A 24827-nucleotide genomic window follows, 5' to 3' on the forward strand; every position below is an offset into this window, starting at 1 on the left:
CAGGACCGGGGTGGGGGCCCTTTCCGGGTCTTATCCCAGGGCCCAGGCCCCGTTGTGGCGGGTGAGGCCCAGTTTCAGGAGTCGCCGGAGGTTCAGCGCGGCGGTGCGGACCTGCAGCCAGGCGTTGTTCTTTTCAACTCCCCGGTATCTCAGGGCCCGGTTGCCTCCGGCGACCAGCCAGCCGATGGACCGTTCCACCAGGGGCCGGTGGGCCCGGTAGTCGTGCCGGAACCCGGGCTCGAGGGCGGCGGCCCGGTGGGCGCGCTGGCGGGCGTGGTGGACGGTGATGACGACCTTGCGCCCGCCCTTGGCCGTGGTGCATTTCTCCCGCAGCGGGCAGGCCTTGCAGGCGGTGCCGAAGTTCACGTTGCCTCTGGCGCTGATGGTGCGCACCTCACCTTTGGGGCAGGTGAGCGTGTTCTTTGCTTCGTCGTGGGTGAAGTCGTCCAGGTCGTAGCCGCCGGGCACTGCCGGGCGCAGCGGCCTGGGCTTGACCAGCCCCTGGTGCCCGGCCCCGTCGAGGTGTTCGAGCATGGGCCCGGAGCCGTAGGCCGAATCGCCAAGCATTTGGTAGTCAACCTCCGTATCCTTCATGGTCGGATCGGCGGCGGCCAGCCCGATTCCGGCCTCCGCGTCGCTGGAACCGGGGCCGGCGGCCCGGGTCATCACGGCGCTGGTGTAGAGCCCGGTTTCCGGTTCGGCAATGATGTGTCCCTTGAACCCGTCCATCATCACCGAGCGGGACTTGTGCGCGTGCCTGGCCTCGGGATCCACGATGGAGACCATCCGGTCCCGGGCGACCTTCCGGGCGATCCGCCACCGCCCGTCGGTGCCGTCGGAACCCTCGGCCGGCTCCACGTCCTGGCCCGAAACCAACGCCAGCAGCACGTAGGCCTGCGCCTGCGGCGAGTCTTCTTCCAGGGTGTCGGGATCCACCGCGCCAAGCAGGGCCAGGGCGTCGGTGACCAGCCCCGAGACCAGGGCGTCCTTCGCTTCCTTGTCGTCCCAGGCGATGTCCGGCTTGCCCACGTGCGAGTAATCGTAGGAGGTGGCATGGACCGCCATGAGCGTGGCCCCGTGCTCCATGGCCCTGCCGAAACGGCGGATCACGGCAATCAGCTGGGTGATGTGTCCTGCCGGGCCACCGCATCGGCGAACACGGTCGAATCCACCGCCCGGCGGTGCCGGCCGGTGAGGACACCGGTCGCGGTGATGACCTGGGCGACGGCTTCGGTGATGCGGTGCGGGTTGCTGCTGCCGCGCAGGCGGTTGCGCCAATGCACCAGCGCCGTGGGATGGAACGCGGTCTCGGTCAGCCCGTACCCGCAGGCGGCCTTCCACCGCAGGTCAAAGGTCAAGGCTTCGGCGGCGGCCCGGTCCGAGAGACCCTCCAGGGCCTGCAGGACCAGGACGGTGCCGATGACCGCGGCCGGGATCGAGGGCCTGCCCCGGGTGGAGGGAAACAGGTCCTCCATCATCGAGTCCGGGAAAAGCTCCGAGCGGTGCCCGGCCAGAAACGCGTAGGCACTCCCCGGGGCCAACAGCTCCCCGGCCAGCGCCTCCACATCCAAATACCCGCGCTGGGCCTCTTCAATTCCTTGCATGCATCCAGTCTTAAGGACCAGGACCCGAAGTCCAGCAGGCGCGCCTTAAACCACCCAAATTGTTCAGCACAGTCCTAGGGCGTGTCTCCCAATGCGGCGCTCCAGATGACGACGGCGTGCAGGACGGCCGCTGAGCGGTAGGTGAGGGCCAGTTTGTCGTAGCGGGTGGCCAGGGACCGCCATTGCTTGAGGGTGTTGAAGCTGCGCTCGACCACATTGCGCCGTTTGTAGGCGTCCCTGTCGTATCTGACGGGGCGTCCCCCGGCGGAGCCCTTGCGTTTCCGGTTGGCCTTCTGGTCGTCCTTTTCCGGGATAACGCACTCGATGCCCCGCCCGCGCAGGTACGCCCGGATTGCTTTGGAGGAATAGGCCTTGTCGGCCATGGCCCGGTCCGGGCGGGTGCGGGCCCGGCCGGGACCGGGCCTTTCTACCTTCAGGGCCTCCATGAGGTTCTCAAACATCGGCGAGTCCCCGCCCTGGCCCGGCCCCAGCAGCAGGACCAGGGGACGCATGTTGCCATCCACCAGGGCGTGGATCTTGGTGGTCAGCCCGCCGCGGGACCGGCCGATGGCATGGTCCTCAGGCTCGTCGAGCAGATTCCTGTAATTCGACAGGTCCCCCTGTGTGGCGGGGCAGGTTCGTGCCGTGCTGGTGGGCACGGTTGACCGTGGAGTCGATCGAGACCTCCCAGTTGATCAGCCCGGCCGTGTCCGCGCGGGTCAGCAACGCCGCCAGGACCTTGTCCCAGGTCCCGTTGGCGGCGTTGCGGCGGTGGTGCTTCCACACGGTCTTCCACGACCCGAAATAGGCAGGGAGATCACGCCATGGGATCCCTGCCCGGTAGCGGTAGATGATGCCCTCGGTCATCAGCCGGTGGTCGTTGAAGGGTCGGCCCGGTTTCCCCGACGAATCGGGCATCAACGGGGCAATGGACTCCCACTGGGCATCGGACAACACGGAATAGCGAGAAGGCACCCATCAATCATGCCAAACCGCAAAACCACTGATTAGGAGACACACCCTAGGGGGCAAAGCTGAGCAGCACCTTCCCCGACAGCGCGGAATTCTTGGCCACGTCAAAGGCCTCCAGCGCCTGGGCCAGCGGGAATTCGTGCGTCACCACGGGGTCGGCGTAGAGCGAGCCGTCGGCCAGGGCCGCGATGACGTCGTCGATCTCGTCATTGAAGCGGAACGATCCCACCAGCTCCAGTTCGCGGGTGATGGCCAGCGAGATGGCAACCGGCTGCGGTCCGGACGGCAACAGGCCCACCATGACCACGCGGCCGCCACGCACCGCCCCGGTGATGGCCGAGGCCAGGCCAAAGTGGTTGCCGGAGGATTCGATCACGATGTCGGCCTCGACGGCGGCAATGGCCTCGGTGTCGGTGGCCTTGAGCACCGCGTCCGCACCCACGGCCGTGGCAATCTCCAGCGGTTTCTCGTGCATGTCCACGGCCGTGATGTATGCCGCTCCGGCTCGCTTCAGCACGGCAACGGCCAGCGCCCCGATCGGACCGCAGCCCACCACGAGGGCGCTCTTGCCGCGGGCATCGCCGGCCCGGCCGACGGCATGCCAGGCCACGCTGGCGGGTTCCACCAGTGCCGCCCGCCGCAGCGGCAGGCTGTCCGGAAGAGGGCGCAGCATCCGGCTGGGCAGGTTTGCGTAGCGGATGAACGCGCCGTCGGTGTGCGGGAAGCGGGCAGCGCTGCCCAGGTACGTGCAGCCCGGGGACAGGTTGGGCCGGTCGAGGGGATACTTGGCGGCACCGGGGGCCGGGCTGGCCGGGTGGACCGCCACCCGGGTTCCCGCGGCCGGGCCGGTCCCGTCTGCCGCGGCCTGGGACACCACCCCCACCACCTCGTGGCCAAGCACCATCGGCGCCTTGAGGATTGACTCCCCCGCGGCCCCGTGGAGCCAATAGTGCAGATCGGAGCCGCAGATGCCGCCGTACTCGATCTCCACGATGGATTCATGCGGCGCCGGTGGCACCAACGGCACCTGGTCGATGCGCAGGTCATCGGCGGCGTGCGCCACCACGGCGGCGGCGTTGATTGGCAGGGCCATCGCTAGACCACCACCGTCATGCCGCCATCGATGAAGATGGTCTGGCCATTGACAAAGTTGGAGGCATCCGAGGCCAACCAGACCGCCGGCCCGACCAAATCCTCAACGGTTCCCCACCGGTTGGCCGGCGTCCTGCCTAGGATCCAGGAATTGAATTTCTCGTCATCCACCAGGTTCTGGGTCAGCTCCGTGTGGATGTAGCCGGGGGCAAGACCGTTGATCTGCAGGCCGCTGGCCGCCCACTCGGCGGTCATGGCGCGGGTGAGGTTCCGCAACCCACCCTTGGCCGCAACGTACGGGGCAATCGTGGGGCGGGCCAGATCCGTCTGCACCGAGCAGATGTTGATGATCTTGCCGCGGCCCCGCTCGATCATGCCGCGTGCGGCCTCGCGGCCCACCAGGAAGGCGCTGGTCAGGTCCGTGCTGATGACCCGGTCCCAGTCCTTGACATCCAGGTCCAGCATGGGCACCCGGTGCTGGATGCCGGCGTTGTTGACCAGGATGTCCAGCGGTCCCACATTCGCCTCGATCCAGGCCACGCTCTGCGCGGCGGCGTCGGCATCCGTGACATCGAAGGCGCGGGAGCGGATCCGGCCCGCCGGGAACTCGGCGGCCAGCGCCGCTTCGGCGGCGGCCAGGCGATCCTCGCTGATGCCGTTGAGCACCACCGTGGCACCGGCCTGGGTGAGGCCGCGGGCCAGCGCGTTGCCGATGCCCCGGCTGGATCCCGTCACCAGGGCTATCCGCCCGGTCAGGTCAAAGAGAGAGTTCATGGATCCTTCTTTCGTAGTAGGCGCCGTGGTGACTTCGGGCCGTTGCGGCATGGACGTCACGGGGCAGCGGGGATGTGGCCGAGGCGGGAAATGGTCTCCCGGACCACTGTCAGGTCCTTCTCGCCCAGGCCCTGGTCGATGAGCGTTTGGTAGATTTCACGGGCCGCCGTCGCCAGCGGTGCAGCACTGCCGGCGCGCTCGGCCGATTCCAGGACAAAGGAAAGATCCTTGGCCATGAATTTTGCGGGCCCGGTGGGTGTGTAGTCCTTGGCCACCAGCCTCGGTCCCGCCACGTCCAGGACGCGGCTGCCGGCCAGTCCGCCGGCCAGGACCTCAAACAGCGCCCCGGCGTCCATGCCGGAGCGCTCGGCGAGCTCGGCCGCCTCGGCCAGCGCCGCCGTCGTCGTGCCGACGATCAGCTGGTTGCAGGCCTTGGCCAGCGATCCGGCACCAAGTGCGCCCATCCGGCGCACGGTGGTACCCATCGCCTCGAAGAGCGGCAGCAGCCGGCCAAAGGCCTCGGGCTCCGCGCCCACCATGATGGCCAGCGTGCCCGCTTCGGCTCCCACCGTGCCACCGCTGACGGGCGCGTCGACGACGACGGCGTTGCCGCCGCTTGCCTCGGCCACGCGCTGGCCAAAGCCGCGGATGCGCTCGGGTGAGACGCTGCTCATCACCACGACGGCCGTGCCGGGGGCAGGCGGGGTGGTCCGCCAGGCGTCCAGCAAGGGCTGGGCGGCGGTCTCGATATAGCCAAGGTCCGGCAGCATGAAGACAATGGTGGGCTCATCGCGCAGCTCTGCAACTGTGGCTGCGCGCGTGGCACCGGCGTGGACCAGAGAGTCCAGGGCGGCGGTGGAGCGGTTCCATGCCGTGACCTGCCACCCGGCGCGTAGCAGGTTTGCCGCCATCGGGGCGCCCATCAGCCCCAGTCCGACAAACCCGGCCCTCGGCGCAGCAGCGGTGGTCGTATCGGATACGGCGTTGGTCACGGGCACTCCTGGCGTCATTGGCATAATTGGAACCTTTGGCATCACATGTGGCGATTCGCGGCGGAAAGCAGCGTCATTTCCGCCGGCACTGTTCAGTATTCTAACCACAATTCAGTATGATGGACACCATGACTCTTGAGAATCCCATCGTTGCGATTGCCGTCCCGCTTGAATCCGAGCATGTCGACTCGCTCCGCGCCGCCAATCCCACCGTCAGCTTTCTTTACGAAGCCGAGCTGCTGCCGCCCGAGCGCTTCCCCGCCGACCACACCGGAGATCCGGCGTTTGTCCGGACCGCGGAGCAGGAGGAACGCTACTGGGCGATGTTGAAGTCCGCGGACATCCTCTACGGCCTGCCCAACGAAAACCCCGCCGGGCTGGCCCGGATTGCCCGCGAAAACCCGCGGTTGCAGTGGATCCACGCCATGGCCGCCGGCGCCGGCGGAGCCGTCAAGGCCGCCGGGCTGGACACCGAGACCCTGCAGCGGCTCAAGGTCACCACCTCCGCCGGCGTCCATTCCCTGCCGCTGGCCGAATTTGCCGTGATGGGCATCCTCAACGGCTTCAAGCGCACCGCCGAGCTGGCCCAGGACCAGGCTGGCAAGGTGTGGCCGGAACTGCGCACGCCCACCCGCCTGGTGAACGGCTCCCACGTGGTGGTCACGGGCCTGGGCGAGATTGGCATGGAAACGGCACGCCTGGCCCGCGCCCTGGGCATGAAGGTCAGCGGCACCAAGCGCACGGTTGAGCAGCTCGAGGGCATCGAGCGGGTCACGGACACCGACGGGCTGCCTGAACTGCTGGCCGGCGCCGACGCCGTCGTGAACACCTTGCCGGGAACCCCCTACACCGAGAAGATGTTCAACCGCGAGTTGTTCGCAGCCATGAAGCCCGGCACCGTGTTCGTCAACGTTGGCCGCGGCACAGTGGTGGACGAGGACGCCCTGCTGGAGGCATTGGAGAACGGCCGCGTCTCCTACGCCTGCCTGGACGTGTTCGCCGTCGAGCCCCTCCCGGCAGAGAGCCCCCTCTGGAACCACCCCAGGGTCATGGTCTCCCCGCACACCTCCGCACTCAGTGCGGCCGAGAACCGGCTCATCGCCGAGCGCTTCGCAGACAATCTGGCGCTGTTCCTCGCCGGCGAGCCGATGCCACACGTGGTTGATCCGGTGCACTTCTACTAGGAGCGTGGGTCAGTAGTCGATTTTGCCGATTTTTTGTGTTGAGAACCCACAAGAAATGCGGCTTATTTGGCGCAAAATGGCCTCAGGTTTGGAGCATTCATCAACGAGTCTCCATTACTGACCCACGCTCCTAGGGCACCCGGAAAAGGGGAGCATCCAGTGTGGATGCTCCCCTTTTTGCGTGCGTCCTCGTTCCGGCCAGCGAACGGTGCCACGGCCAGGTGGGCAGGCCGACTGACGGACCCGGCTGACGGACCGACACCGGTTCGGGCCGGCACAAGCCCGGGCACGAGGCCGGCTCCGGATGCGCAGAAACCGGGCTCGCAGGTTTCGGGCATCCAGCGCTCGGGAATATGGCAGGCCTGCACACAGCAAATGGCCCCTGGAACTTTGGTTCCAGGGGCCATTTGCTTGCTGGAAAGCCTATGGGTTAGGCGTTCTCGATGCTCATCAGGTCACGTCCTGCGGTTTCCGGCGTGAAGAACGTTGCGATGAAGGAAATGGTGGCCAGCACCAGGGAGTAGATCCCCAGCACCAGCCAGGAGTTTCCGGTCATGCCCAGCAGCAGGGCGCCAACAAACGGTGCGATGCCACCGGCCATCACCGCGGAGAGTTCCCGGCTCATGGCCACACCGGTGAACCGGTGGCTGGAGCCGAAGAGCTCCGGCAGCAAGGCGCACTGCGGGCCAAGCATGGACTGGACACCGAGGGCGATGCCGATGGACATGACCACCCATACCAGCGTGACATTGCCCAGCGTCACCAGGTAGAACGCCGGCAGGGCAAAGAGCGCCTGGAACAAGGCGCCGTAGCGGTAGACCTTGACGCGGCCGATCCGGTCCGAGAGGGCGCCGAATGTCACCACCATGACGGCGGAGAAGCCCGCAGCGATCAGCAGGCCCGTCGGGCCGATGAACTTGTTCCCCTCAAAGACTCCCCCGGCGCTGGCCAGGAAGCCGACCAACAAGGTGGAGTAGATGGTCGAGTTGCCGTTCTCGCCCATGCGCAGGCCGATGCCGATCAGCACGTTCTTCTTGGAGGTCTTCCACAGGTGCCCGATCGGGTTGCGGGTGACGTTCTTGTGCTTCTCCAGCTCCTGGAAGACGGGGGTCTCCTTCAACCGCAAGCGGATGAAGATGGCGACGCCGATGAGCACAAAGCTGGCCAGGAAGGGAACACGCCAGAGCCATCCTTCCAGGACGTCCTTGTTGGCCAGTGCGATCAGCGCGAAGGTGCCGGCACCTAGCAAGGTGCCGATCTGGATGCCCACAAACGGCAGGGCGGCGAAGAAGCCGCGGCGCCGCGGCGGTGCAACCTCGGAGATCAGCGTGGTGGCACCCGCCTGCTCGGCACCGGCACCCAGGCCCTGGATGATGCGCAGGACCACCAACAAGATGGCGCCCAGCATGCCCGCCTGGGAGTACGTGGGCAGCAGGCCAATGGCAAAGCTTGCCGCACCCATCATGCTGATGGTGAGCAGGAGGACCGACTTCCGGCCAAACTTGTCGCCGATGTAGCCGAAGATCAATCCGCCGAACGGCCGGGCCGCAAAACCCACACCGTAGGTGGCGAAGGCGGCAATCAGTCCACCGGTCGGGCCAAGCGGCGAAAAGAACAGCGGGCTGAAGATCAGCGCCGATGCCAGTCCGTAGATGTAGAAATCGTAGTATTCCAGTGCAGAACCCACGGAGCTGGCCAGCGTTGCGCGGCGCAGCTGGTCCGGATCAACGACGGCGTCCGCGGCAGGGTTGGGCGCTACCGTACGGCGCTTGAGATGCTGAGAAATCACTTGCTCTCCCTTAGAACTCCCCAGACCCCCGTTGGCCTGGAAGCATAGCGGCAACATCTGAGATGTTGATCACTATGGTGAACAGCGTACAACATGTTGGACTCTTCGCCAATACTGTTGACCACATCACATTCCAGGGCCCCGTGGGCGATGGCCCGGGGGAACGCTTCTAGCCCATGGGATTGCCGATCGAGCGGGCCAGTTCCTTCAGTTCACCCACCATGGCGTCCCGCTGGGCATCGGAAAAGGTGGCCTTCAGCGCAGTGACCGACACACCCAGACTGGCGCCGTGGGCGCCGCGGGTGGGCACGGCGACGCCGAGGCAGACCACACCGGTGGTGGACTCCTCGTCCTCAAAGGCATAGCCCCGCTCGCGGACCTGCGCCATCTGGGCCTTCAGCTCCGCCCCCGTCCGCAGGGACCTGGGCGTCATGACCGGCAGCTGCGCATCGTCGGGGAACATTTGAGCCAGATCATGGTCATGCAGGCGCGCAATCAGGGCCTTGCCGACGGCGCAGAGCGAGACGGGCATCTTGTCGCCGATGTTGGACGTCAGGCGGACCGCGGGGTGCCCCTCATAGCGGGCAAGGTAGATGACGTGGTCCCCGTCCAGCATGGCGATCCGCACCGTCTCCCCCACCAGGGTGGGGGCCGACTCGCAGAACCTGTAGAACTCCCGCACCTCGTCCCGGCGGCTCAGGTACGCCGCACCCAGCTCCACCAGCTTTACCCCCAGCGCAAAGTCGGCACCTTGGCGGCTGATCAACTCGGCATCCTCGAGGGCCTGCAGAAGATTGGACGTGGAAGATTTGGGAATGCCCAGCTCGCGCGCCAGATCACTGAGGGTCAGCCGCCCGGACGCGGAGGCGGCCAACACGTCCAGCACAGCGGCCGCCCGTGTCACTGCAGGCGCCGGGGACGCGCTACCCAGATTTTCACTGGTTCGGACTGCGCGGGAATCGACCATTGATTGTCCTCCATTGAAAGTTCATTGCACTGAACAGCAACCATCATACTGGCCTTATATCCGCCGAATCCTTGCCCAAGGAGCCCTAATTCACCGCTGGCACAGGAGGTAGAACATCCTCTCTTGTGCGTGCGGCAAACCATGTGTATATTTATTGCAAGCCTTCCACTGCGGCGTCCCCCAATAGTCGCAGTGGAAGGCCTTCCACGTTAACAAGCGCCCTGCCTCGGGCCGTGGGCCGCCGGACATGTGTGCGACACGCCGAATTCACTCCCCGTTTGCACAGCGCCCCCGGACAGGATATATTTTTCTTACTGGCTCCCCACCGTTGCATCCCCCAATAGCAACGGCGGGGAGCCTTCCATTTAACGCCCGTTTCGGGGCAGCCTTGAGGCTGCCACACGCAGCGTCCACCCCCCGCCCAGCTGGTCCCGGAGCAGATCCATCGTGACCAGCTCGCTGCCGGGGTTCCGGCCCAATCTGGTCTGCACCCGCCACACCTCAACGTCAACCCGGCCGTTCCCCCTGGGCATGCGGGCGCCGCCCTCCCACCAATTGATGCGCTCGTACCAGCGCAGTGGCTCGGCACCGACCAACCATTCCCGGCCACCGTGTTCAACGGCCAGCGGCGCCCCTGCCGGCGTGGTGCGCACCAGTACGTGTTCCATGGCTGCACGCTACGGGCCGGCACCGACACCGGCGCGGAATGCAAAAATCCCCGCCGCTGCGAGGCACAAGGCCTGCAGCGACGGGGATCGCGTGGTGGGTCCTACCGGGATCGAACCGATGACATCCACGGTGTAAACGTGGCGCTCTACCAGCTGAGCTAAAGACCCAAACAGTTGTTTTTTGCACCGAACCCGGGGGCTTGGCGCTCCAACCAACGAGAAACAACTGTACCCGATGCACCCGCGATTGTGCCAATCGGCCGTGGCAGGCGCTAGCCCAGGGCCCGCGCCAGGTACTGCAGCGCCATGCTGGTGCCGGCGTCCAGCTTCACCGCCGCCAAGAGGTCCCCGCGGGTGGCACCGCGGTTGATGACCACCACGGGCTTGCCGGCCTTGGCCGCGTGCCGGACAAAGCGCAGCCCGCTCATGACCGTCAGGGAGGATCCGGCCACCAGCAGGGCGCCGGCGCCGTCGACCATGGCGTAGGCTCGCTCCACCCGGGTTTTGGGGACGTTCTCCCCGAAAAAGACGACGTCGGGCTTGAGCACACCGCCGCAGACCGCACAGGGTGCCACCCGGAAGGCCTCGATCAGATGTTCAGTCTCCAGCGCGGCGTCGGCGTCGGGCGCGGCGGCGGCACCGCCGTGGGCCGCCACCCGGTCCACAAAGCCGGGATTGAGTGCGTCCAGTACACCGGCAAGGTCGGCCCTGCTGCTCACCTCGCCACATTTGAGGCAGATGACCTGGTCGAAACGCCCGTGCAGATCCACCACATCCACAGCCCCGGCCCGCTGGTGCAGACGGTCCACGTTCTGGGTGATGATGCCACTGGTGCGACCGGCTCGTTCGAGCGCGGCTACGGCGAGGTGCCCGGCGTTGGGGGCGGCCTGGCGCACGGTGCGCCAGCCGAGGTGGTTGCGGGCCCAGTATCGTTGGCGCAGGGCGGCGCTGCCGGTGAACTCCTGGTAGGTCATGGGCTTGCGGGGCACCGAGTCCGGCCCCCGGTAGTCCGGGATGCCGGAATCGGTGCTCAGCCCGGCCCCCGTGAGCACCGCCAGCCGCAATCCGGCCAGCAGCTCACGGATGGACTCCAGTGCCGCCAGTTCGCCGCCGCTGGGCGCGGGCACCTGGTCCACGGCCCGATCGCGGGCGAACCCGGTGAAACCTACCCCCACGGGTGCCGCATCCGCCATGGCCGTTGTCCGCTAGAGCCCGGCCAGCGCCCGGCGGTACTCCGCCAGCGGCCGTGCCTGGCCCGACGGGCTGGAGAACTGCGCCCGCAGGATGCCCGCGGCATCGATGATGAACGTGCCCCGCTCGGCCCTGCCGCGGACCTCGTCGAACACACCGTAGCGGCGTGCCACCTCACCATGAGGCCAGAAATCGGCCAGCAGATCAAACTCCAGCCCCTCCGCGGCCGCATAGGCCCGCAGCGAGTACTTGCTGTCCACGGAGATGGCCAGCACCTTCGCGTCGGCCGTGGCAAACTCGCCCAGGTTGTCCCGGAGCTCGCACATCTCCCCCGTGCAGATGCTGGAGAAGGCAAACGGGTAGAAGACCACAACGACGGCGTGCCCACGCAGTGCGGCGAGCGAAACCGGCTCGCCAAACTGGTTGGACAGTTCAAAATCCGGCGCGGGCGCCCCGATCGCCGGCAGCTGGCCGACGGCCACCGACGCGATCACTGCTTCTTGCGGGGCACCAGACGGGTGGCGGCCCAATCGGCGGAGACGCCCGCCGTCGTCGTCAAATGCAGCCCAGCGGTCGGAGCCGCTTCCTGGATCTCTGCCGGCGGCACATAGCCGTTGCGGCCGGACTTCGGGGTGAGGATCCACACCACGCCACCCTCGTCCAGGGTGGTCAGCGCATCCACCAAGGCATCCACCAGGTCGCCGTCCTCCGAACGCCACCACAGGATGACGGCATCCGCCACCTCGTGGTCGTCCTCGTCAAGGAGGCCCGAACCCACCAGATCCTCAATGCTGTCCCGCAGATCGAAATCAACGTCCTCGTCGTACCCGAGTTCCTGGACTAGATCGCCATCCTTGAAACCCAATTTGCCTGCCACAAAAACTACCGTGCCGGCGTCGGCGTCGCTCACGTTGTTCCTCCTGCGTTCAGCGCTTTCGCACCGTTGAAATGGTCAATGTGCACTTTCGTGCACCCGGCAACACTACTGAAGCCAGCTCCTGTCCTGACCAACATTGCCAGTTGCGCGGCTCCGGGTCTACTACCGGGTCATTTGAACTACCCAATTACCCCGAAACCAGCCGCCAACCTTGGCTCAACAGGCCCGGACGGAGCGTGATCTCCATTACTACAAGCCAACACCCAAATCACGCGCGCTTCAAGCCAAGCGCTCTGCAGCCCGATGAACTGGCGCATTTCAGGGGCGGAACGGCGCGTGGACGGCACACGGCGGCGCCCCGGGGCGGCGCCGCCGAACATTATTTACCCGAGGCTTAACGCAATCGGCCCGGCTACGCGGTGGCTGCTGGCGAGGTCTAGAGTGTTGGGTACGCGCCCAAAGCCACAGCTGTGGGCCAAATTCACTGCTTTTAAGAGAGGTTGGACGTGGCCGCAGTAGACGATACTTCCCATATCCTGAGCGGGTTGACGAACCAGCTGCCTGACAGGGATCCCGAAGAGACCACCGAATGGCTTGAGTCCCTGGATGCGTTGATCCAGGAACGCGGCACCGAGCGTGCCCAATTCATCATGCGCTCGCTGCTCCAGCGCGCCGGGGCCCAGTCGGTGGGCGTTCCGATGGTCACCACCACGGACTACGTCAACACGATCCCGGCCGACCAGGAACCCCAGTTCCCCGGCAACGAGGAAATCGAACGCAAGTACCGGACCTGGCTGCGCTGGAACGCCGCGGTCATGGTCCACCGCGCCCAGGCCCCCGGCATCGGGGTCGGCGGCCACATCTCCACCTACGCCGGGGCCGCGACCCTGTACGAGGTCGGCTTCAACCACTTCTTCCGCGGCAAGGACCACCCCGGCGGCGGGGACCAGGTCTTCTTCCAGGGCCACGCGTCCCCGGGCATGTACGCCCGCGCGTTCATGGAGGGCCGCCTGTCCGAGGAGGACCTGGACGGGTTCCGGCAGGAAAAGTCGAAGGCCGGCCACGCGCTCTCCTCCTACCCGCACCCGCGCCTGATGCCCACGTTCTGGGAATTCCCGACCGTGTCGATGGGCATCGGCCCGATGAACGCGATCTACCAGGCCCAGTCCAACCGGTACCTGCACCACCGCGGCATCAAGGACACCTCCGACCAGCAGGTCTGGGCGTTTTTGGGCGACGGGGAAATGGACGAGCCCGAATCCCGCGGCCTGCTCCAGCTCGCCGCGAACGACAAGCTCGACAACCTGAACTTCGTGATCAACTGCAACCTCCAGCGCCTGGACGGGCCGGTGCGCGGCAACGGCAAGATCGTCCAGGAACTGGAGGCCTTCTTCCGCGGCGCCGGCTGGAACGTCATCAAGGTCCTCTGGGGCCGCGAATGGGACGCGCTGCTCGCCAAGGACGAGGACGGGTCGCTGGTGAAGGTCATGAACACCACCGTCGACGGGGACTACCAGACCTACAAGGCCGAGTCCGGCGGGTTCGTCCGCGAGCACTTCTTCGGCCAGACCCCGGCGACCAAGGACCTCGTCGCGGATTTGTCCGATGACCAGATCTGGAATTTGAAGCGCGGCGGGCACGACTACAACAAGGTCTACGCCGCCTACAAGGCCGCGACCGAGTTCAAGGGCAAGCCCACCGTGATCCTGGCCCACACGGTCAAGGGCTACGGCCTGGGCACCCACTTCGAGGCCCGCAACGCCACGCACCAGATGAAGAAGCTCACCTTGCAGGATTTGAAGGACTTCCGCGACCTGCTGCGCCTGCCGATCTCCGACGAGGTCCTGGAAAAGGACCCGTACCGGCCCCCGTACTACCACCCCGGCATGGACGCCCCGGAGATCAAGTACCTGATGGAGCGCCGGGCGGCGCTGGGCGGGTTCGTGCCCGAACGCCGCTCCACCCACGCCCCGGTCACGCTGCCGGCGGAGAAGTCCTACGAGATGGCCAACCGCGGCTCGGCAAGCAGCAGGCCGCCACGACCATGGCGTTCGTGCGCCTGCTCAAGGACCTGATGCGCGACAAGGACTTCGGCAACCGGATCGTGCCGATCATCCCGGACGAGGCGCGCACCTTCGGCATCGACGCGTTCTTCCCGACCGCGAAGATCTACAACCCGAACGGGCAGAACTACCTCTCCGTGGACCGGGACCTGGTCCTGGCCTACAAGGAATCCATCTCGGGGCAGATCGTGCACGCCGGCATCAACGAGGCCGGCTCGGTGGCCGCGTTCACCGCCGCGGGCACCGCCTACGCCACGCACGGGCAGCCGCTGATCCCGATCTACGTGTTCTACTCGATGTTCGGCTTCCAGCGCACCGGGGACTCGTTCTGGGCCGCCGCGGACCAGATGACCCGCGGGTTCATCATCGGCGCGACCGCCGGCCGGACCACCCTGACCGGGGAGGGGCTCCAGCACGCGGACGGGCACTCCCCGATCCTGGCCGCGACGAACCCGGCCGTGGTCTCCTACGACCCGGCGTACGGGTACGAGATCGGGGTCATCATGAAGGCCGGCCTGGAGCGCATGTACGGGCCCGACTCCACGGACCCGAACGTGATGTACTACCTCACCGTGTACAACGAGCCCATCACCCAGCCGGCCGCGCCGGCCGAGATCGACGTCGAGGGCATCACCCGCGGCATCTACCTGCTCGCCCCGGCCACGGTCGACGGGCCGCGCACCCAGCTGCTCGCCTCGGGCGTGTCGGTGCCGTGGGCGCTGGAGGCCCAGCGGATCCTGGCCGCCGACTGGGGCGTGTCCGCGGACGTGTGGTCGGTGACGTCCTGGACGGAACTGCGCCGCGACGGCCTGGCCGCCGAGGAGGACGCGTTCCTGAACCCGGGCGCCCCGGCACGGGTCCCGTACATCACCGCAAAGCTCGCCGGCGCGACCGGGCCCGTGGTCGCGGTGACCGACTACATGAAGGCCGTCCCGGACCAGGTCCGCCAGTTCGTGCCAACGAGTTCGCGACCCTGGGCGCTGACGGGTTCGGGTTCTCCGACACCCGCCAGGCCGCACGCCGGTTTTTCAAGATCGACACGCACTCCATCGTGGTCCGGGCCCTGGAAATGCTCGCCCGCCGCGGCGAGGTCGACGCGGGCGCACCCGCGGCGGCGATCGAGAAGTACCGCCTGCACGACGTGAACGCCGGCACCACCGGCTCCGCCGGCGGCGACAGCTAGCAGCCCTATGGTGCAGCAAGGACGGCGGCGGAACCACGGTTCCGCCGCCGTCCTTGCGTTTAACCGGGTTCCCCCGGGGGTTGAACGGAGCTACGAGAGGCAGCAGGGTTCCCTGGCCGAGCGAAGCGAGGCTAGGGCTGGCGAACGGGAGCCGAAACCCGGTGCGACGGGCGTGTCCCCGGCCCCCACCGCCGGGCGCGGGAGGTCCCGGCGATCGTCCCCAGCCGCTCCCACGGGCCGCCTGCGGCCGCGCGGAGATCGGCCCGACGCGCCCGCCCGGCTCTCCGCGCGCCCGTTCCTCGCTCGGTCGACCACCGAAAACCGCCGGTTGGGCCCGACGCAACCCGGGCGGTGATCGCGTCCTGCTTTTTGTGGCGAACCCACAAAATGGGTGCAGCGGGGCAAGTGGTCCTATGCTCGGTCTATGGCACTTTCCTCCACCGCCGCCGGCGCCCCCGCCGCGGGCGGATCCCCGGCCGAGGCCCAGGCCCTGACCCTGGACCGATTGCGGGCCAATGTGGGCAAGCTGTCCACCACCACGTTGAAGGAACTGGAGAACTCGCTTCCCTGGTACCGGCGGCTGAGCGCCGACGAGCGTTCAGCACTGGGGATGGTGGCCCAGAACGGCATCGCCGCGTTCGTCCAGTGGTACCAGCGCCCGTCCTCCCCGCAGTGGGTCCTCTCCGATGTGTTCGGCACCGCCCCCACCGAGCTCACCCGTTCCATCAGCCTCCAGCGCGCCCTCCAGCTGATCCGGATCGTGGTGCAGGTGGTGGAGGACCAGGTCCCCGATCTGGCGCCCAAGGCCGAGCAGGGCGCCCTGCGCGAGGCCGTGCTGCGCTACTCCCGCGAGGTGGCCTTCGCCGCCGCCGACGTCTACGCCCGCGCCGCGGAATCGCGCGGCTCCTGGGACACCCGGCTGGAGGCGCTGGTGGTGGACGGCATCCTGCGCGGGGAAAACTCCGACGCCCTGCAGTCCCGCATCGCCGCCCTGGGCTGGAAATCGCAGAGCCGGTTCACCGTCATGGTGGGCAAGTCCCCCTCCGAAACCAATGCCACCTTTGTCTCCGAACTGCGCCGCGCCGCCGGCCGCTTCGCCGAGGACGCGCTGGTGGGCATCCAGGGCGACAGGCTGATTCTGGTGCTCGGCGGCGTGGCCGACCTGGAGCTGGCCTACCTGCGCCTGAGCGAGCTCTTTGCCCCCGGCCCCGTGGTCTACGGGCCCCTCGCCGACACGCTGGCTGACACCACGCTGTCGGCCCAGGCCGCCTTTTCCGGGATGGCCGTGGCCAAGGCCTGGCCCGGCGCGCCGCGCCCCGTCTCGGCCGATGACCTCTGGCCCGAGCGGGTGATTTCCGGCGACGATTCCGCCCGGCGGGCCCTGCTGAAGAACATCTACCGCCCGCTGCTGGCCGCCTCGAACGGGTTGGCCGAAACCCTGGGCAGCTACCTCCAATTGGGCCACTCGCTGGAGGCAACGGCGCGGGAGCTTTTTGTCCATGCCAACACAGTGCGGTACCGCCTGCGCCGCGTGTGCGACGTCACCGGGTGGGATCCCCTGGTGCCCCGGGAGGCCTTCGTGCTCCAGACGGCCCTAGTGGTGGGGCGGTTGGCGACGCCGGCAAAACCCGCCGCGGACCGCCCTCCGGGCCGCCCGGCCTGATTCCGGGCAACCGCCCGATGGTGGCGGATATTGTAGACTTCCTACAAATCGACTCCGTGAGCTTGGTGTGCGCAAACACCGGTAAAACACGGTCCTCTTTGGAAAGCTGGATAGCGTGCTCGCAATAGTCTGCCCAGGTCAGGGCTCACAGACCCCCGGATTCCTCTCGCCTTGGTTGGAGCTGCCCGCAGTCGCCGGCCAGTTGGCCGCCCTCAGCGAGGTGGCGGGCATCGACCTGATCGCCCACGGCACCACCTCCGATGCCGACACCATCAAGGACACCGCCGTCGCGCAGCCGCTGATTGTGGCCGCCGGGCTGGTGGCAGCCAGCGCCCTGCTGGACGCCCCGCTGGACGCCCCGCTGGACTCCCTGGCCGTCGTCGTCGCCGGCCACTCGGTGGGCGAGATCACCGCCGCGGCACTGGCCGGAACGCTGAGCCACGAGGACGCCATGCGCTTTGTGCGTGAGCGGGCCACCACGATGGCCGCCGCCGCCGCAGCCACCCCCACCGGCATGAGCGCCGTGGTGGGCGGCGATCCCGAGGAGGTGCTGGCCGCCATTGCCGCCGCCGGCCTCACCCCTGCCAACATGAACAGCAAGGGCCAGACCGTGGCCGCCGGAACCCTGGAGCAACTGGCCGAGCTGGCCGCCAATCCCCCGGCCAAGGCCCGTGTCATCCCGCTCGCCGTCGCCGGCGCGTTCCACACCCAGCACATGGCCCCGGCCGTCAGCGCCCTGCAGGCCCTGCGCCCGTCGTTGACCGCCCACAACCCGTCGGTGCCGCTGCTCTCCAACTTCGACGGCGCCGTTGTCGCCTCCGGCGAGGACGCCCTGTCCAGCCTGATCGCCCAGGTCTCCCGCCCGGTGCGCTGGGACCTGTGCATGGACACCATGACCGCCATGGGCGTCACGGGCCTGATCGAGCTGGCCCCGGCCGGAACGCTGACCGGCCTGGCCAAGCGCGGCATGAGCGGTGTTGCTACCGTTGCAGTGAAGACTCCTGACGATCTCGCGTCAGCCAAGGAACTGCTGGCGGCCCAGACCGCCATGCGGGAAGAAGGAATGCAGTGAGCACCCCCACGCTTAAGCAGCGCCCTACGCACGAGTTCTCGCGGATCCTGGGCATTGGCGCCTACCGTCCCGAAGTCATCGTCACCAACGACGACGTCTGCCAGTGGATTGATTCCTCCGACGAGTGGATCCGCCAGCGCACGGGCATCGTGACCCGCCACCGCGCACCCAAGGACATCAGCGTCATCGATATGGCGGTCGGAGCCGGCCGCGAGGCCCTGGCCCACGCCGGCATCGACGCCTCCGAGCTGGGCGCCGTCATCGTCTCCACCGTGACGCACCCTTACGCCACGCCGTCGGCCGCCGCGCTCGTCACCGAGATGCTCGGCGCCACCCCGGCCCCGGCCTACGACATCTCCGCCGCCTGCGCGGGCTACTGCTACGGCGTGGCCCAGGGCGATGCCCTGGTCCGTTCCGGTGCGGCCAAGTACGTGCTGGTGATCGGTGCCGAGAAGCTTTCGGACGTCATCAACAACCACGAACGCACCATCTCCTTCCTGCTCGGCGACGGCGCCGGCGCCGTGGTGATCGGCCCGGCCGACGAGCCCGGGGTGGGGCCCTCGGTGTGGGGTTCGGACGGCAGCAAGTGGGATGCCATCGGCATGACCCACTCCATGCTGGACGTCCGCGATTTCAGCGAGAGCGCCATGAAGAGCGAGTCCGTGCTGGACGCTGCCGCCGCCGGCGAGATGCAGGCCTCCCTCTGGCCCACCCTGCGCCAGGACGGCCAGACCGTCTTCCGCTGGGCCGTCTGGGAAATGGCCAAGGTGGCCAAGCAGGCCCTCGAGGCCGCGGGCATCGAGGCGGCCGATCTGGGCGCCTTCGTCCCGCACCAGGCCAACATGCGCATCATCGACGAGATGGCCAAGCAGCTCAAGCTGCCCGAGTCCGTCATCGTGGGCCGCGACATCGCCGACGCCGGCAACACCTCCGCGGCGTCCATCCCGCTGGCCACGCACCGCCTGCTGCAGGAAAACCCCGAGCTCAGCGGCAAGTACTCGCTGCAGATCGGCTTCGGCGCCGGTCTGGTGTTCGGCGCGCAGGTGGTCCGCCTCCCGTAAGCCAAATAGCGACTCAACCCACAACCGTGGTTTGATCAACACTGCCTCATACGATCACCGATCGAAGCAGAAACACAGTAGAAAAGGAGCCATCCCATGGCGAGCAACGAAGAAATCCTGGCCGGCCTGGCAGAAATCGTCAACGAAGAGACCGGCCTGGCCCCCGAGGCCGTCGAGCTGGACAAGTCCTTCACGGACGACCTGGACATCGACTCCATCTCGATGATGACCATCGTGGTCAACGCCGAGGAGAAGTTCGGCGTGCGCATTCCGGACGAAGAGGTCAAGAACCTCAAGACCGTTGGCGACGCAGTCTCCTTCATCGCCGGCGCACAGGCCTAGCCACCAGCGCACGCCCTACCGCCTGCGCGGTACAGGGCACCGCGGATGGCCGGCGCACACCGCCGGCCATCCGCGCAGCACTTTTGTCCTGCACCCCTGAATTTTTTTCTAGAGAGATGAACCATGGCCCGCAAAGTTGTCATCACCGGACTCGGAGCGACCACGCCCATTGGCGGTGACGTTCCCACCATGTGGAAGAACGCCCTCAAGGGTGTCTCCGGCACCCACACCTTGACCGAGGAATGGGTGGCCAAGTACGAGCTTCCCGTCCACTTTGCCGCGCATGTGACAGTTCCCGCCAGCGAGGTCCTCACCCGCGTCGAGGCCAAGCGCCTGGACCCCTCCAGCCAGTTTGCCGTCATCGCCGCCCGCGAGGCCTGGAAGGACTCAGGCCTTGGGGAGATCGACAACGACCGCTTCGCCGTTGCCTTCGCCACCGGCATCGGCGGCGTCTGGACCCTGCTGGACGCCTGGGACACCCTGCGCGAAAAGGGCCCCCGCCGCGTCCTGCCGATGACGGTGCCGATGCTGATGCCCAACGGCGCCGCAGCGGCCGTGAGCCTGGACCTCGGCGCCCGCGCCGGTGCCCACACGCCCGTCTCCGCCTGCGCCTCCGGCACCGAGGCCCTGCACCAGGGCCTCGAGCTGATCCGCTCCGGCAAGGCCGACATCGTGATGTGCGGTGGCGCCGAGGCTGCCATCCACCCGCTGCCGATCGCCGCGTTCTCCTCCATGCAGGCGCTCTCGCGCCGCAACGACGACCCCGAGCACGCCTCGCGCCCCTACGACATCAGCCGCGACGGCTTTGTCATGGGTGAAGGCGCCGGTGCCCTGGTGCTGGAGGCCGAGGAGCACGCCCTGGCCCGCGGCGCCCGCATCTACGGCGAACTCGCCGGCACCTCCGTCACGGCGGATGCGTACCACATCACCGCCCCGGACCCCGAAGGTCTGGGCGCCACCCGCGCGCTCAAGGCCGCACTGTTCGACGCGCGCGCCCAGCTGGAGGACGTGGTGCATGTGAACGCGCACGCCACCTCCACCCCCGTCGGCGACCGCCCGGAGTACACCGCCCTGCGCGCCACCTTCGGTGACCACGTGGACAACCTGGCAGTCTCGGCCACCAAGTCCCAGACGGGCCACCTGCTGGGTGCCTCCGGCGCCGTCGAGGCTGTCATGACGGTGCTCGCCGTCTACGAACGCAAGGCCCCGGTGACCATCAACCTGGAAAACCAGGACCCGGAGATCCCGTTGGACGTTGTCCAGGGCACCCCCCGCCTGCTGCCCGCCGGCGACATCGTGGCGCTGAGCAACTCGTTCGGCTTCGGCGGCCACAACGCCGTCGTCGTGGTCCGCAACCACTAGGACCGTCGGCTTAAAGCGAATGGCCGGCTCCCTCTAAGGGAGCCGGCCATTCGCTTTAAGGCTCTGGAACCGGTGGGGGCGTGTGCCCTAGCCGACGCGGTGCAGCCAGCGCACGGGGGCACCCTCGGCGGCGTGCCGGAAGGGCTCCAGCTCCTCGTCCCAGGCCTCGCCCAGGGCGAGCGAGAGCTCATGGTAGACGGCGGCGGGGTCCCCGGCACCGGACTCATAGGCGTAGCGGATGCGGTCCTCGGAGACCATGATGTTCCCGTGCGCGTCGGTCACGGCATGGAAGATCCCCAGATCGGGCGTGTGGGACCAGCGGCCGCCGTCGACGCCGGGGCTGGGCTCCTCGGTGACCTCGTAGCGCAGATGGACCCAGCCACGGAGCACAGAGGCCAGGGCCGCACCGGTGCCCTGCTTGCCGGTCCAGGCGAGTTCGGCACGCACCATGGAGGGCGCCGCGGGCTGCTCGATCCACTGCAGGTCCGTGCGCCGGTCCACGACCGAGCCAATGGCCCACTCGATATGAGGGCATAGCGCAGTAGGGGCTGAGTGCACAAACAAAACACCGCGCGTCATCACAACGTCCATTCCATCCTCCATAGCTGTAGGTGCGTCTTCCCCAACGACCTTCAGGCAATGCTGTGGGTGTGTCCGTTTCTGGCGCGGGTGCTGCTGGTGGCAGTCCCGTTCTTGGTGGAATGGCCGGGAATTATTCATTCCGGGAGCCATTCCCCTCACATTGTGCCGTAGCCGCGCACGAAATGCCAGTGCCGCCCGGACAACGGCGGCGCTGGGGCTTCACCGTCCGCACGGCACCGTGGTTGGCGGCCCGGGAGGGCGGGTTCCGGACGAGGTGCGGGCCCGTCCCAGGCACGTTTCAGGCCCGTTTCAAGCCCTTTTCAGGCCCGCGGGTGGGCCTGGCTGTAGCTTTGGCGCAGCCGCTCCACCGAGACGTGCGTGTAGATCTGGGTGGTCGCCAGCGAACTGTGGCCCAGGATTTCCTGCACCGCGCGCAGGTCCGCTCCCCCGTCCAGCAGGTGGGTTGCGGCGCTGTGCCGCAGCGCGTGCGGGCTGGTGGCAGCGGTGTCGCCCAGCGCCTTGAGCAGGTCCCCCACGACGGCGCGCACCTGCCGCTGGTCCAGCCGGTGGCCGCGCCGGCCCAGGAACAGGGCCGGGCCGCTGCCTCCCTGCACCAGGAGGGGACGGCCGGCGCGCAGCCAGGCCTCAACGGCGCGTGCCGCGGGCAACCCGTACGGCACGGTGCGCTCCTTGTTGCCCTTGCCGAGCACCGTCAACGTGCGGCGCTCCGGGAACAGATCGTCGATGTCCAGGGCCGCGAGCTCCCCCACGCGCACCCCCGTCGCATAGAGCAGCTCCACCATGGCCAGGTTCCGCAGCGCCACCGGGTCCCCGCTGGCGGCGGCCTCCACCAGGGAATCCAGCACGCGGGTGACCTGGTTTTGGGCCAGTACGCCGGGGAGCGTCTTGTCCTTCTTGGGGGCCTTGAGCCGCAGGGCCGGATCCGTCTCCAGCAGCTCCTCCCGGGTGGCCCAGGCCGTGAAGCTGCGGGCCGTGGCCGACCGCCGGGCCAGCGTGGACCGGCCCAGTCCGGCCGCGCTCTGCTCGCCGAGCCAGCGGCGCAGGGTTCCGAGTTCCAGACCCGCCAACGTCGTGGTCCCCTCCACCACGGCAAAAATCAGCAGGCTGTCCAGATCACCCATGTAGGCCCTGACGGTGTGGGCGGACCGGGCCTTTTCGGCCACGAGGTAGCGCTCGAATGCGGCCGCCGCACTCGCGAGTTCCTGGGGCAATTGGGCACGTTCGCTCTGGTCCACTCCTCCACTCTGGGGCCTCGCCCGCCGCCGGGCAAGCTGCCCCGCCGCGGGCGGGGCATTCCCCAAGCGGATGGGCCGCCCCGCCAGCTGCAGCGCGAGCCGGCGGCGCAATGGGTGGGTGGGCAGCACATCCCTAGTGCTTGCCCGGAATGACGAACTGGGAGTGGAACTGCGTGGTGAAGCGTGGCGCGTCCGCGAGCGCGACGAGTCCTTCAACCTCGACAATCGAGCCGGGAAGAATGGATTCCACAATGGCGCACGTTTCCGCAACGCTGGAAATGGACGTGTTCTGCAGCTTGGTGAGCAGCATTCCGACTTCGATCCCTGCATTGCTGGCCCCTGCGCCGGGGGTGACGGCCTTGACGTAGAGACCGCTCTCGATGCCCTTGTGGTAGAGCTCCAGGTCGCGTGCCAGGCCCTTTTTGCTGTCCAGGTCCGCAAAGAATCCCGGGTAGTACTCCTCCACCACCCATCCCATGTCGTTTTGCGACTCGCCCTTGAGCAGCTTGTCGACGAGCTCACGCTTGGCCGAGTCGATCGCGATGGAATAGAACTGGCCCTGCGCCGGCTGGTCCGCCGAGCCGGGGTTGACCAAGGTGTTGATGCCCACTACACGGCCGTGGTCGTCGAGCAACGGGCCGCCTGAATTCCCATGGTTGATGGTTGCCGCGTGCTGGATCGTGTCATTGAACTCGGGCAGCCCGGGCGGCTGTGCAACCACCTTGGTCGCGCTGACGAGGCCGGAAGTGATGAGCAGCTTCTGCTCAGACGCGTCATGGGTCAGGGTCAGCGGGTAGCCGAGCACGGTGACCGAGTCTCCCGGACTGACCTGGCCCGAGTTGCCGATGATGAGGGACTGGGTCGAGTCCGGCAGCGCAGAGGAGAAGTGGACCACTGCAAGATCGGTGCAGGGGTCCCATGCAAGCACGTGAAGGGCCACCTTTTCGCCGCTGTTGAAGCGGCCCGTGATCGCTGCGAGGCCCGCGACGACGTGCGCATTGGTGACTCCCATCCCCCGTCCTTGTCCACGATAAAGCCCGTGCCAAAACCCGTGAAGTCGTCGGAACGGCGCCCCTGGATCGAGAACACGGACTTCTCGGCCAACGTGTGCACCTGTCGCGGCGTTATGTCGGCCGGATGCTCATCACCATGGGGCAGGTCGTCAGCCAAGCTGAGGCCGCTATCTATGTGGTGGGGAATCTCGGTGGAACCCATTGAGGGGGTGGGTGAGTCTGTTCGGATGGATGAAGTGGTTGACTGGCACCCAGTGACGAAGAGCGCCGTGACAGCAAACGCAGCAACGTATCTACGTCGCGATCGGCCGTACCTGCATGTTTCCATGGTTTCCTCCTGGCGGCCGCCAATTAGCGGTGATTCACTATCACGTATGGAGGTTGGTCCGCAATATAGCTGCGCGTGGAAATGCCAATCTATTTGGATGCCACCCAGATGCCCCTATGCGGACGGAATTTAATTAAATGGGTTCCCAATATTCAGCAGAATGAAGAATGACCATTTCTGCACATGTCCCTGCACAGAATTTCGTCGATTTCCGCGGCCAACAGGGGCCTATGCCGTGCGGTTGCGGAAGGCCTGCTCCATGTCCGCGCTGAAGGCGACGAGGAGAACCGTTGCGGGGCCGGCCGGACTGGCGCCGTCCGCCGCTGCCGCCGCGAGCGCCTCGGCCGCGGACCGTGCCACGTCCTCCGCGGACCAGCCGTACACCCCGCCGCCGATCGCTGGGAACGCGATCGATGCGGCGCCCAGCCCCCGGGCCACCTCGTAGCTGCGGGCAAAGCACGAGCGCAGGATGGCTCTGTCCGTTTGGCCCGCGTACCGGTTCGGTCCCACCGTGTGGATGACCCAGCGCGCGTGCAGTTTGCCTGCGCCGGTGGCCACGGCGTCGCCAGCGGGCAGCCCGTCGGGGTAGCGCGCCCGGCGCAGCTCACGGCACTCGGCCAGCAGGGCCGGCCCGGCTGCGGCGTGGATGGCTCCGTCGACGCCCCCACCGCCAAGCAGGGACGAATTGGCTGCATTCACGATGGCGTCGACGTCGAGTGCCGTGATGTCGCCCCGCACCACCCTGACGTCCATGCCCAGACCTCCCAGGTCCACTGTGCCGTTTGCCCACAT

At 67.4% G+C, this 24827-nt stretch carries 20 protein-coding genes, 1 tRNA gene and 2 pseudogenes; 7 read left to right on the plus strand and 16 right to left on the minus strand.

Going from position 1 to position 24827, the window contains the following annotated elements; genetic code table 11:
* Positions 1 to 30 precede the first annotated feature (30 nt).
* The 5 genes and pseudogenes from ACQCSX_RS07075 to ACQCSX_RS07095 all read right to left on the minus strand — a co-directional run bounded on the left by ACQCSX_RS07075 (position 31) and on the right by ACQCSX_RS07095 (position 5434).
* A pseudogene (locus tag ACQCSX_RS07075) lies at positions 31 to 1604 on the minus strand (IS1182 family transposase).
* A gap of 74 nt (positions 1605 to 1678) precedes the next feature.
* A protein-coding gene (locus ACQCSX_RS07080) for an IS5 family transposase (protein ID WP_427018933.1) occupies positions 1679 to 2522 on the minus strand; the annotation gives its coding sequence in 2 pieces (ribosomal slippage) (positions 1679 to 2215 and positions 2217 to 2522; 843 coding nt in all).
* Between the two features lie 103 nt (positions 2523 to 2625).
* Positions 2626 to 3669 carry an L-idonate 5-dehydrogenase gene (locus ACQCSX_RS07085; RefSeq protein ID WP_427018315.1) on the minus strand — a complete coding sequence of 348 codons (1044 nt, stop codon included), beginning with the start codon at positions 3667 to 3669 and terminating at the stop codon, positions 2626 to 2628.
* A 2-nt stretch (positions 3670 to 3671) separates the two neighbouring features.
* Positions 3672 to 4442 (minus strand): SDR family oxidoreductase, encoded by a 771-nt coding sequence (locus tag ACQCSX_RS07090; RefSeq protein WP_427018316.1) that lies wholly within the window; start codon positions 4440 to 4442, stop codon positions 3672 to 3674.
* A gap of 56 nt (positions 4443 to 4498) precedes the next feature.
* Positions 4499 to 5434, minus strand: a complete 936-nt coding sequence (locus tag ACQCSX_RS07095) for an NAD(P)-dependent oxidoreductase (RefSeq protein WP_427018317.1) — start codon at positions 5432 to 5434, stop codon at positions 4499 to 4501.
* A gap of 116 nt (positions 5435 to 5550) precedes the next feature.
* Between ACQCSX_RS07095 and ACQCSX_RS07100 the strand changes: the two genes are divergently transcribed.
* Positions 5551 to 6618 (plus strand): D-2-hydroxyacid dehydrogenase, encoded by a 1068-nt coding sequence (locus tag ACQCSX_RS07100; protein WP_427018318.1) that lies wholly within the window; start codon positions 5551 to 5553, stop codon positions 6616 to 6618.
* 430 nt (positions 6619 to 7048) lie between these two features.
* Here the strand turns inward: ACQCSX_RS07100 and ACQCSX_RS07105 are convergent, their stop codons facing one another.
* The 7 genes from ACQCSX_RS07105 to ACQCSX_RS07135 all read right to left on the minus strand — a co-directional run bounded on the left by ACQCSX_RS07105 (position 7049) and on the right by ACQCSX_RS07135 (position 12143).
* Positions 7049 to 8404, minus strand: coding sequence for an MFS transporter (locus ACQCSX_RS07105; protein WP_427018993.1), 1356 nt, complete (start codon positions 8402 to 8404; stop codon positions 7049 to 7051).
* A 172-nt stretch (positions 8405 to 8576) separates the two neighbouring features.
* Entirely contained in the window at positions 8577 to 9374 is a 798-nt protein-coding gene (locus tag ACQCSX_RS07110) for an IclR family transcriptional regulator (RefSeq protein ID WP_427018319.1), read from the minus strand.
* 365 nt (positions 9375 to 9739) lie between these two features.
* Positions 9740 to 10042, minus strand: a complete 303-nt coding sequence (locus ACQCSX_RS07115) for a hypothetical protein (RefSeq protein WP_427018320.1) — start codon at positions 10040 to 10042, stop codon at positions 9740 to 9742.
* A 92-nt stretch (positions 10043 to 10134) separates the two neighbouring features.
* Positions 10135 to 10210 (minus strand) — tRNA-Val (locus ACQCSX_RS07120).
* Between the two features lie 104 nt (positions 10211 to 10314).
* Complete coding sequence (locus ACQCSX_RS07125) at positions 10315 to 11235, minus strand: NAD-dependent protein deacetylase (RefSeq protein WP_427018321.1); 921 nt, start codon at positions 11233 to 11235, stop codon at positions 10315 to 10317.
* Positions 11236 to 11247: 12 nt separating this feature from the next.
* Complete coding sequence (locus ACQCSX_RS07130; protein WP_427018322.1) at positions 11248 to 11727, minus strand: peroxiredoxin; 480 nt, start codon at positions 11725 to 11727, stop codon at positions 11248 to 11250.
* Positions 11724 to 12143 carry a DUF3052 domain-containing protein gene (locus tag ACQCSX_RS07135; RefSeq protein WP_427018323.1) on the minus strand — a complete coding sequence of 140 codons (420 nt, stop codon included), beginning with the start codon at positions 12141 to 12143 and terminating at the stop codon, positions 11724 to 11726. Before ACQCSX_RS07135 ends, ACQCSX_RS07130 begins: the two co-directional genes overlap by 4 nt.
* A gap of 473 nt (positions 12144 to 12616) precedes the next feature.
* On the opposite strand from ACQCSX_RS07135, the pseudogene aceE reads away from it, so the two are divergent.
* The 6 genes and pseudogenes from aceE to fabF all read left to right on the plus strand — a co-directional run bounded on the left by aceE (position 12617) and on the right by fabF (position 20856).
* A pseudogene (gene aceE, locus ACQCSX_RS07140) lies at positions 12617 to 15356 on the plus strand (pyruvate dehydrogenase (acetyl-transferring), homodimeric type).
* Between the two features lie 424 nt (positions 15357 to 15780).
* Positions 15781 to 17019 (plus strand): PucR family transcriptional regulator, encoded by a 1239-nt coding sequence (locus tag ACQCSX_RS07145; protein WP_427018324.1) that lies wholly within the window; start codon positions 15781 to 15783, stop codon positions 17017 to 17019.
* A gap of 115 nt (positions 17020 to 17134) precedes the next feature.
* The gene (locus tag ACQCSX_RS07150) at positions 17135 to 18091 is read left to right on the plus strand and encodes an ACP S-malonyltransferase (protein ID WP_427018325.1); all 957 of its coding nucleotides are present in this window, start codon (positions 17135 to 17137) and stop codon (positions 18089 to 18091) included.
* The gene (locus ACQCSX_RS07155; protein WP_427018326.1) at positions 18088 to 19152 is read left to right on the plus strand and encodes a beta-ketoacyl-ACP synthase III; all 1065 of its coding nucleotides are present in this window, start codon (positions 18088 to 18090) and stop codon (positions 19150 to 19152) included. The genes ACQCSX_RS07150 and ACQCSX_RS07155 overlap by 4 nt, the downstream gene beginning before the upstream one ends.
* A 96-nt stretch (positions 19153 to 19248) precedes the next feature.
* Entirely contained in the window at positions 19249 to 19494 is a 246-nt protein-coding gene (locus ACQCSX_RS07160; RefSeq protein WP_026555236.1) for an acyl carrier protein, read from the plus strand.
* Positions 19495 to 19617: 123 nt separating this feature from the next.
* Positions 19618 to 20856 (plus strand): beta-ketoacyl-ACP synthase II, encoded by a 1239-nt coding sequence (fabF, locus tag ACQCSX_RS07165; protein WP_427018327.1) that lies wholly within the window; start codon positions 19618 to 19620, stop codon positions 20854 to 20856.
* Positions 20857 to 20943: 87 nt separating this feature from the next.
* Here the strand turns inward: fabF and ACQCSX_RS07170 are convergent, their stop codons facing one another.
* The 4 genes from ACQCSX_RS07170 to ACQCSX_RS07185 all read right to left on the minus strand — a co-directional run bounded on the left by ACQCSX_RS07170 (position 20944) and on the right by ACQCSX_RS07185 (position 24788).
* Positions 20944 to 21447 carry a DUF3145 domain-containing protein gene (locus ACQCSX_RS07170; protein WP_427018328.1) on the minus strand — a complete coding sequence of 168 codons (504 nt, stop codon included), beginning with the start codon at positions 21445 to 21447 and terminating at the stop codon, positions 20944 to 20946.
* 311 nt (positions 21448 to 21758) lie between these two features.
* Positions 21759 to 22694 (minus strand): tyrosine recombinase XerC, encoded by a 936-nt coding sequence (locus tag ACQCSX_RS07175; RefSeq protein WP_427018329.1) that lies wholly within the window; start codon positions 22692 to 22694, stop codon positions 21759 to 21761.
* Between the two features lie 133 nt (positions 22695 to 22827).
* Complete coding sequence (locus ACQCSX_RS07180; RefSeq protein ID WP_427018330.1) at positions 22828 to 23706, minus strand: S1C family serine protease; 879 nt, start codon at positions 23704 to 23706, stop codon at positions 22828 to 22830.
* Between the two features lie 557 nt (positions 23707 to 24263).
* The gene (locus ACQCSX_RS07185; protein ID WP_427018994.1) at positions 24264 to 24788 is read right to left on the minus strand and encodes an O-acetyl-ADP-ribose deacetylase; all 525 of its coding nucleotides are present in this window, start codon (positions 24786 to 24788) and stop codon (positions 24264 to 24266) included.
* Between the last annotated feature and the right edge of the window lie 39 nt (positions 24789 to 24827).

Origin of the sequence: Pseudarthrobacter sp. P1, assembly GCF_050156935.1 — a bacterium.
Taxonomy (GTDB): Bacteria; Actinomycetota; Actinomycetes; order Actinomycetales; family Micrococcaceae; genus Specibacter.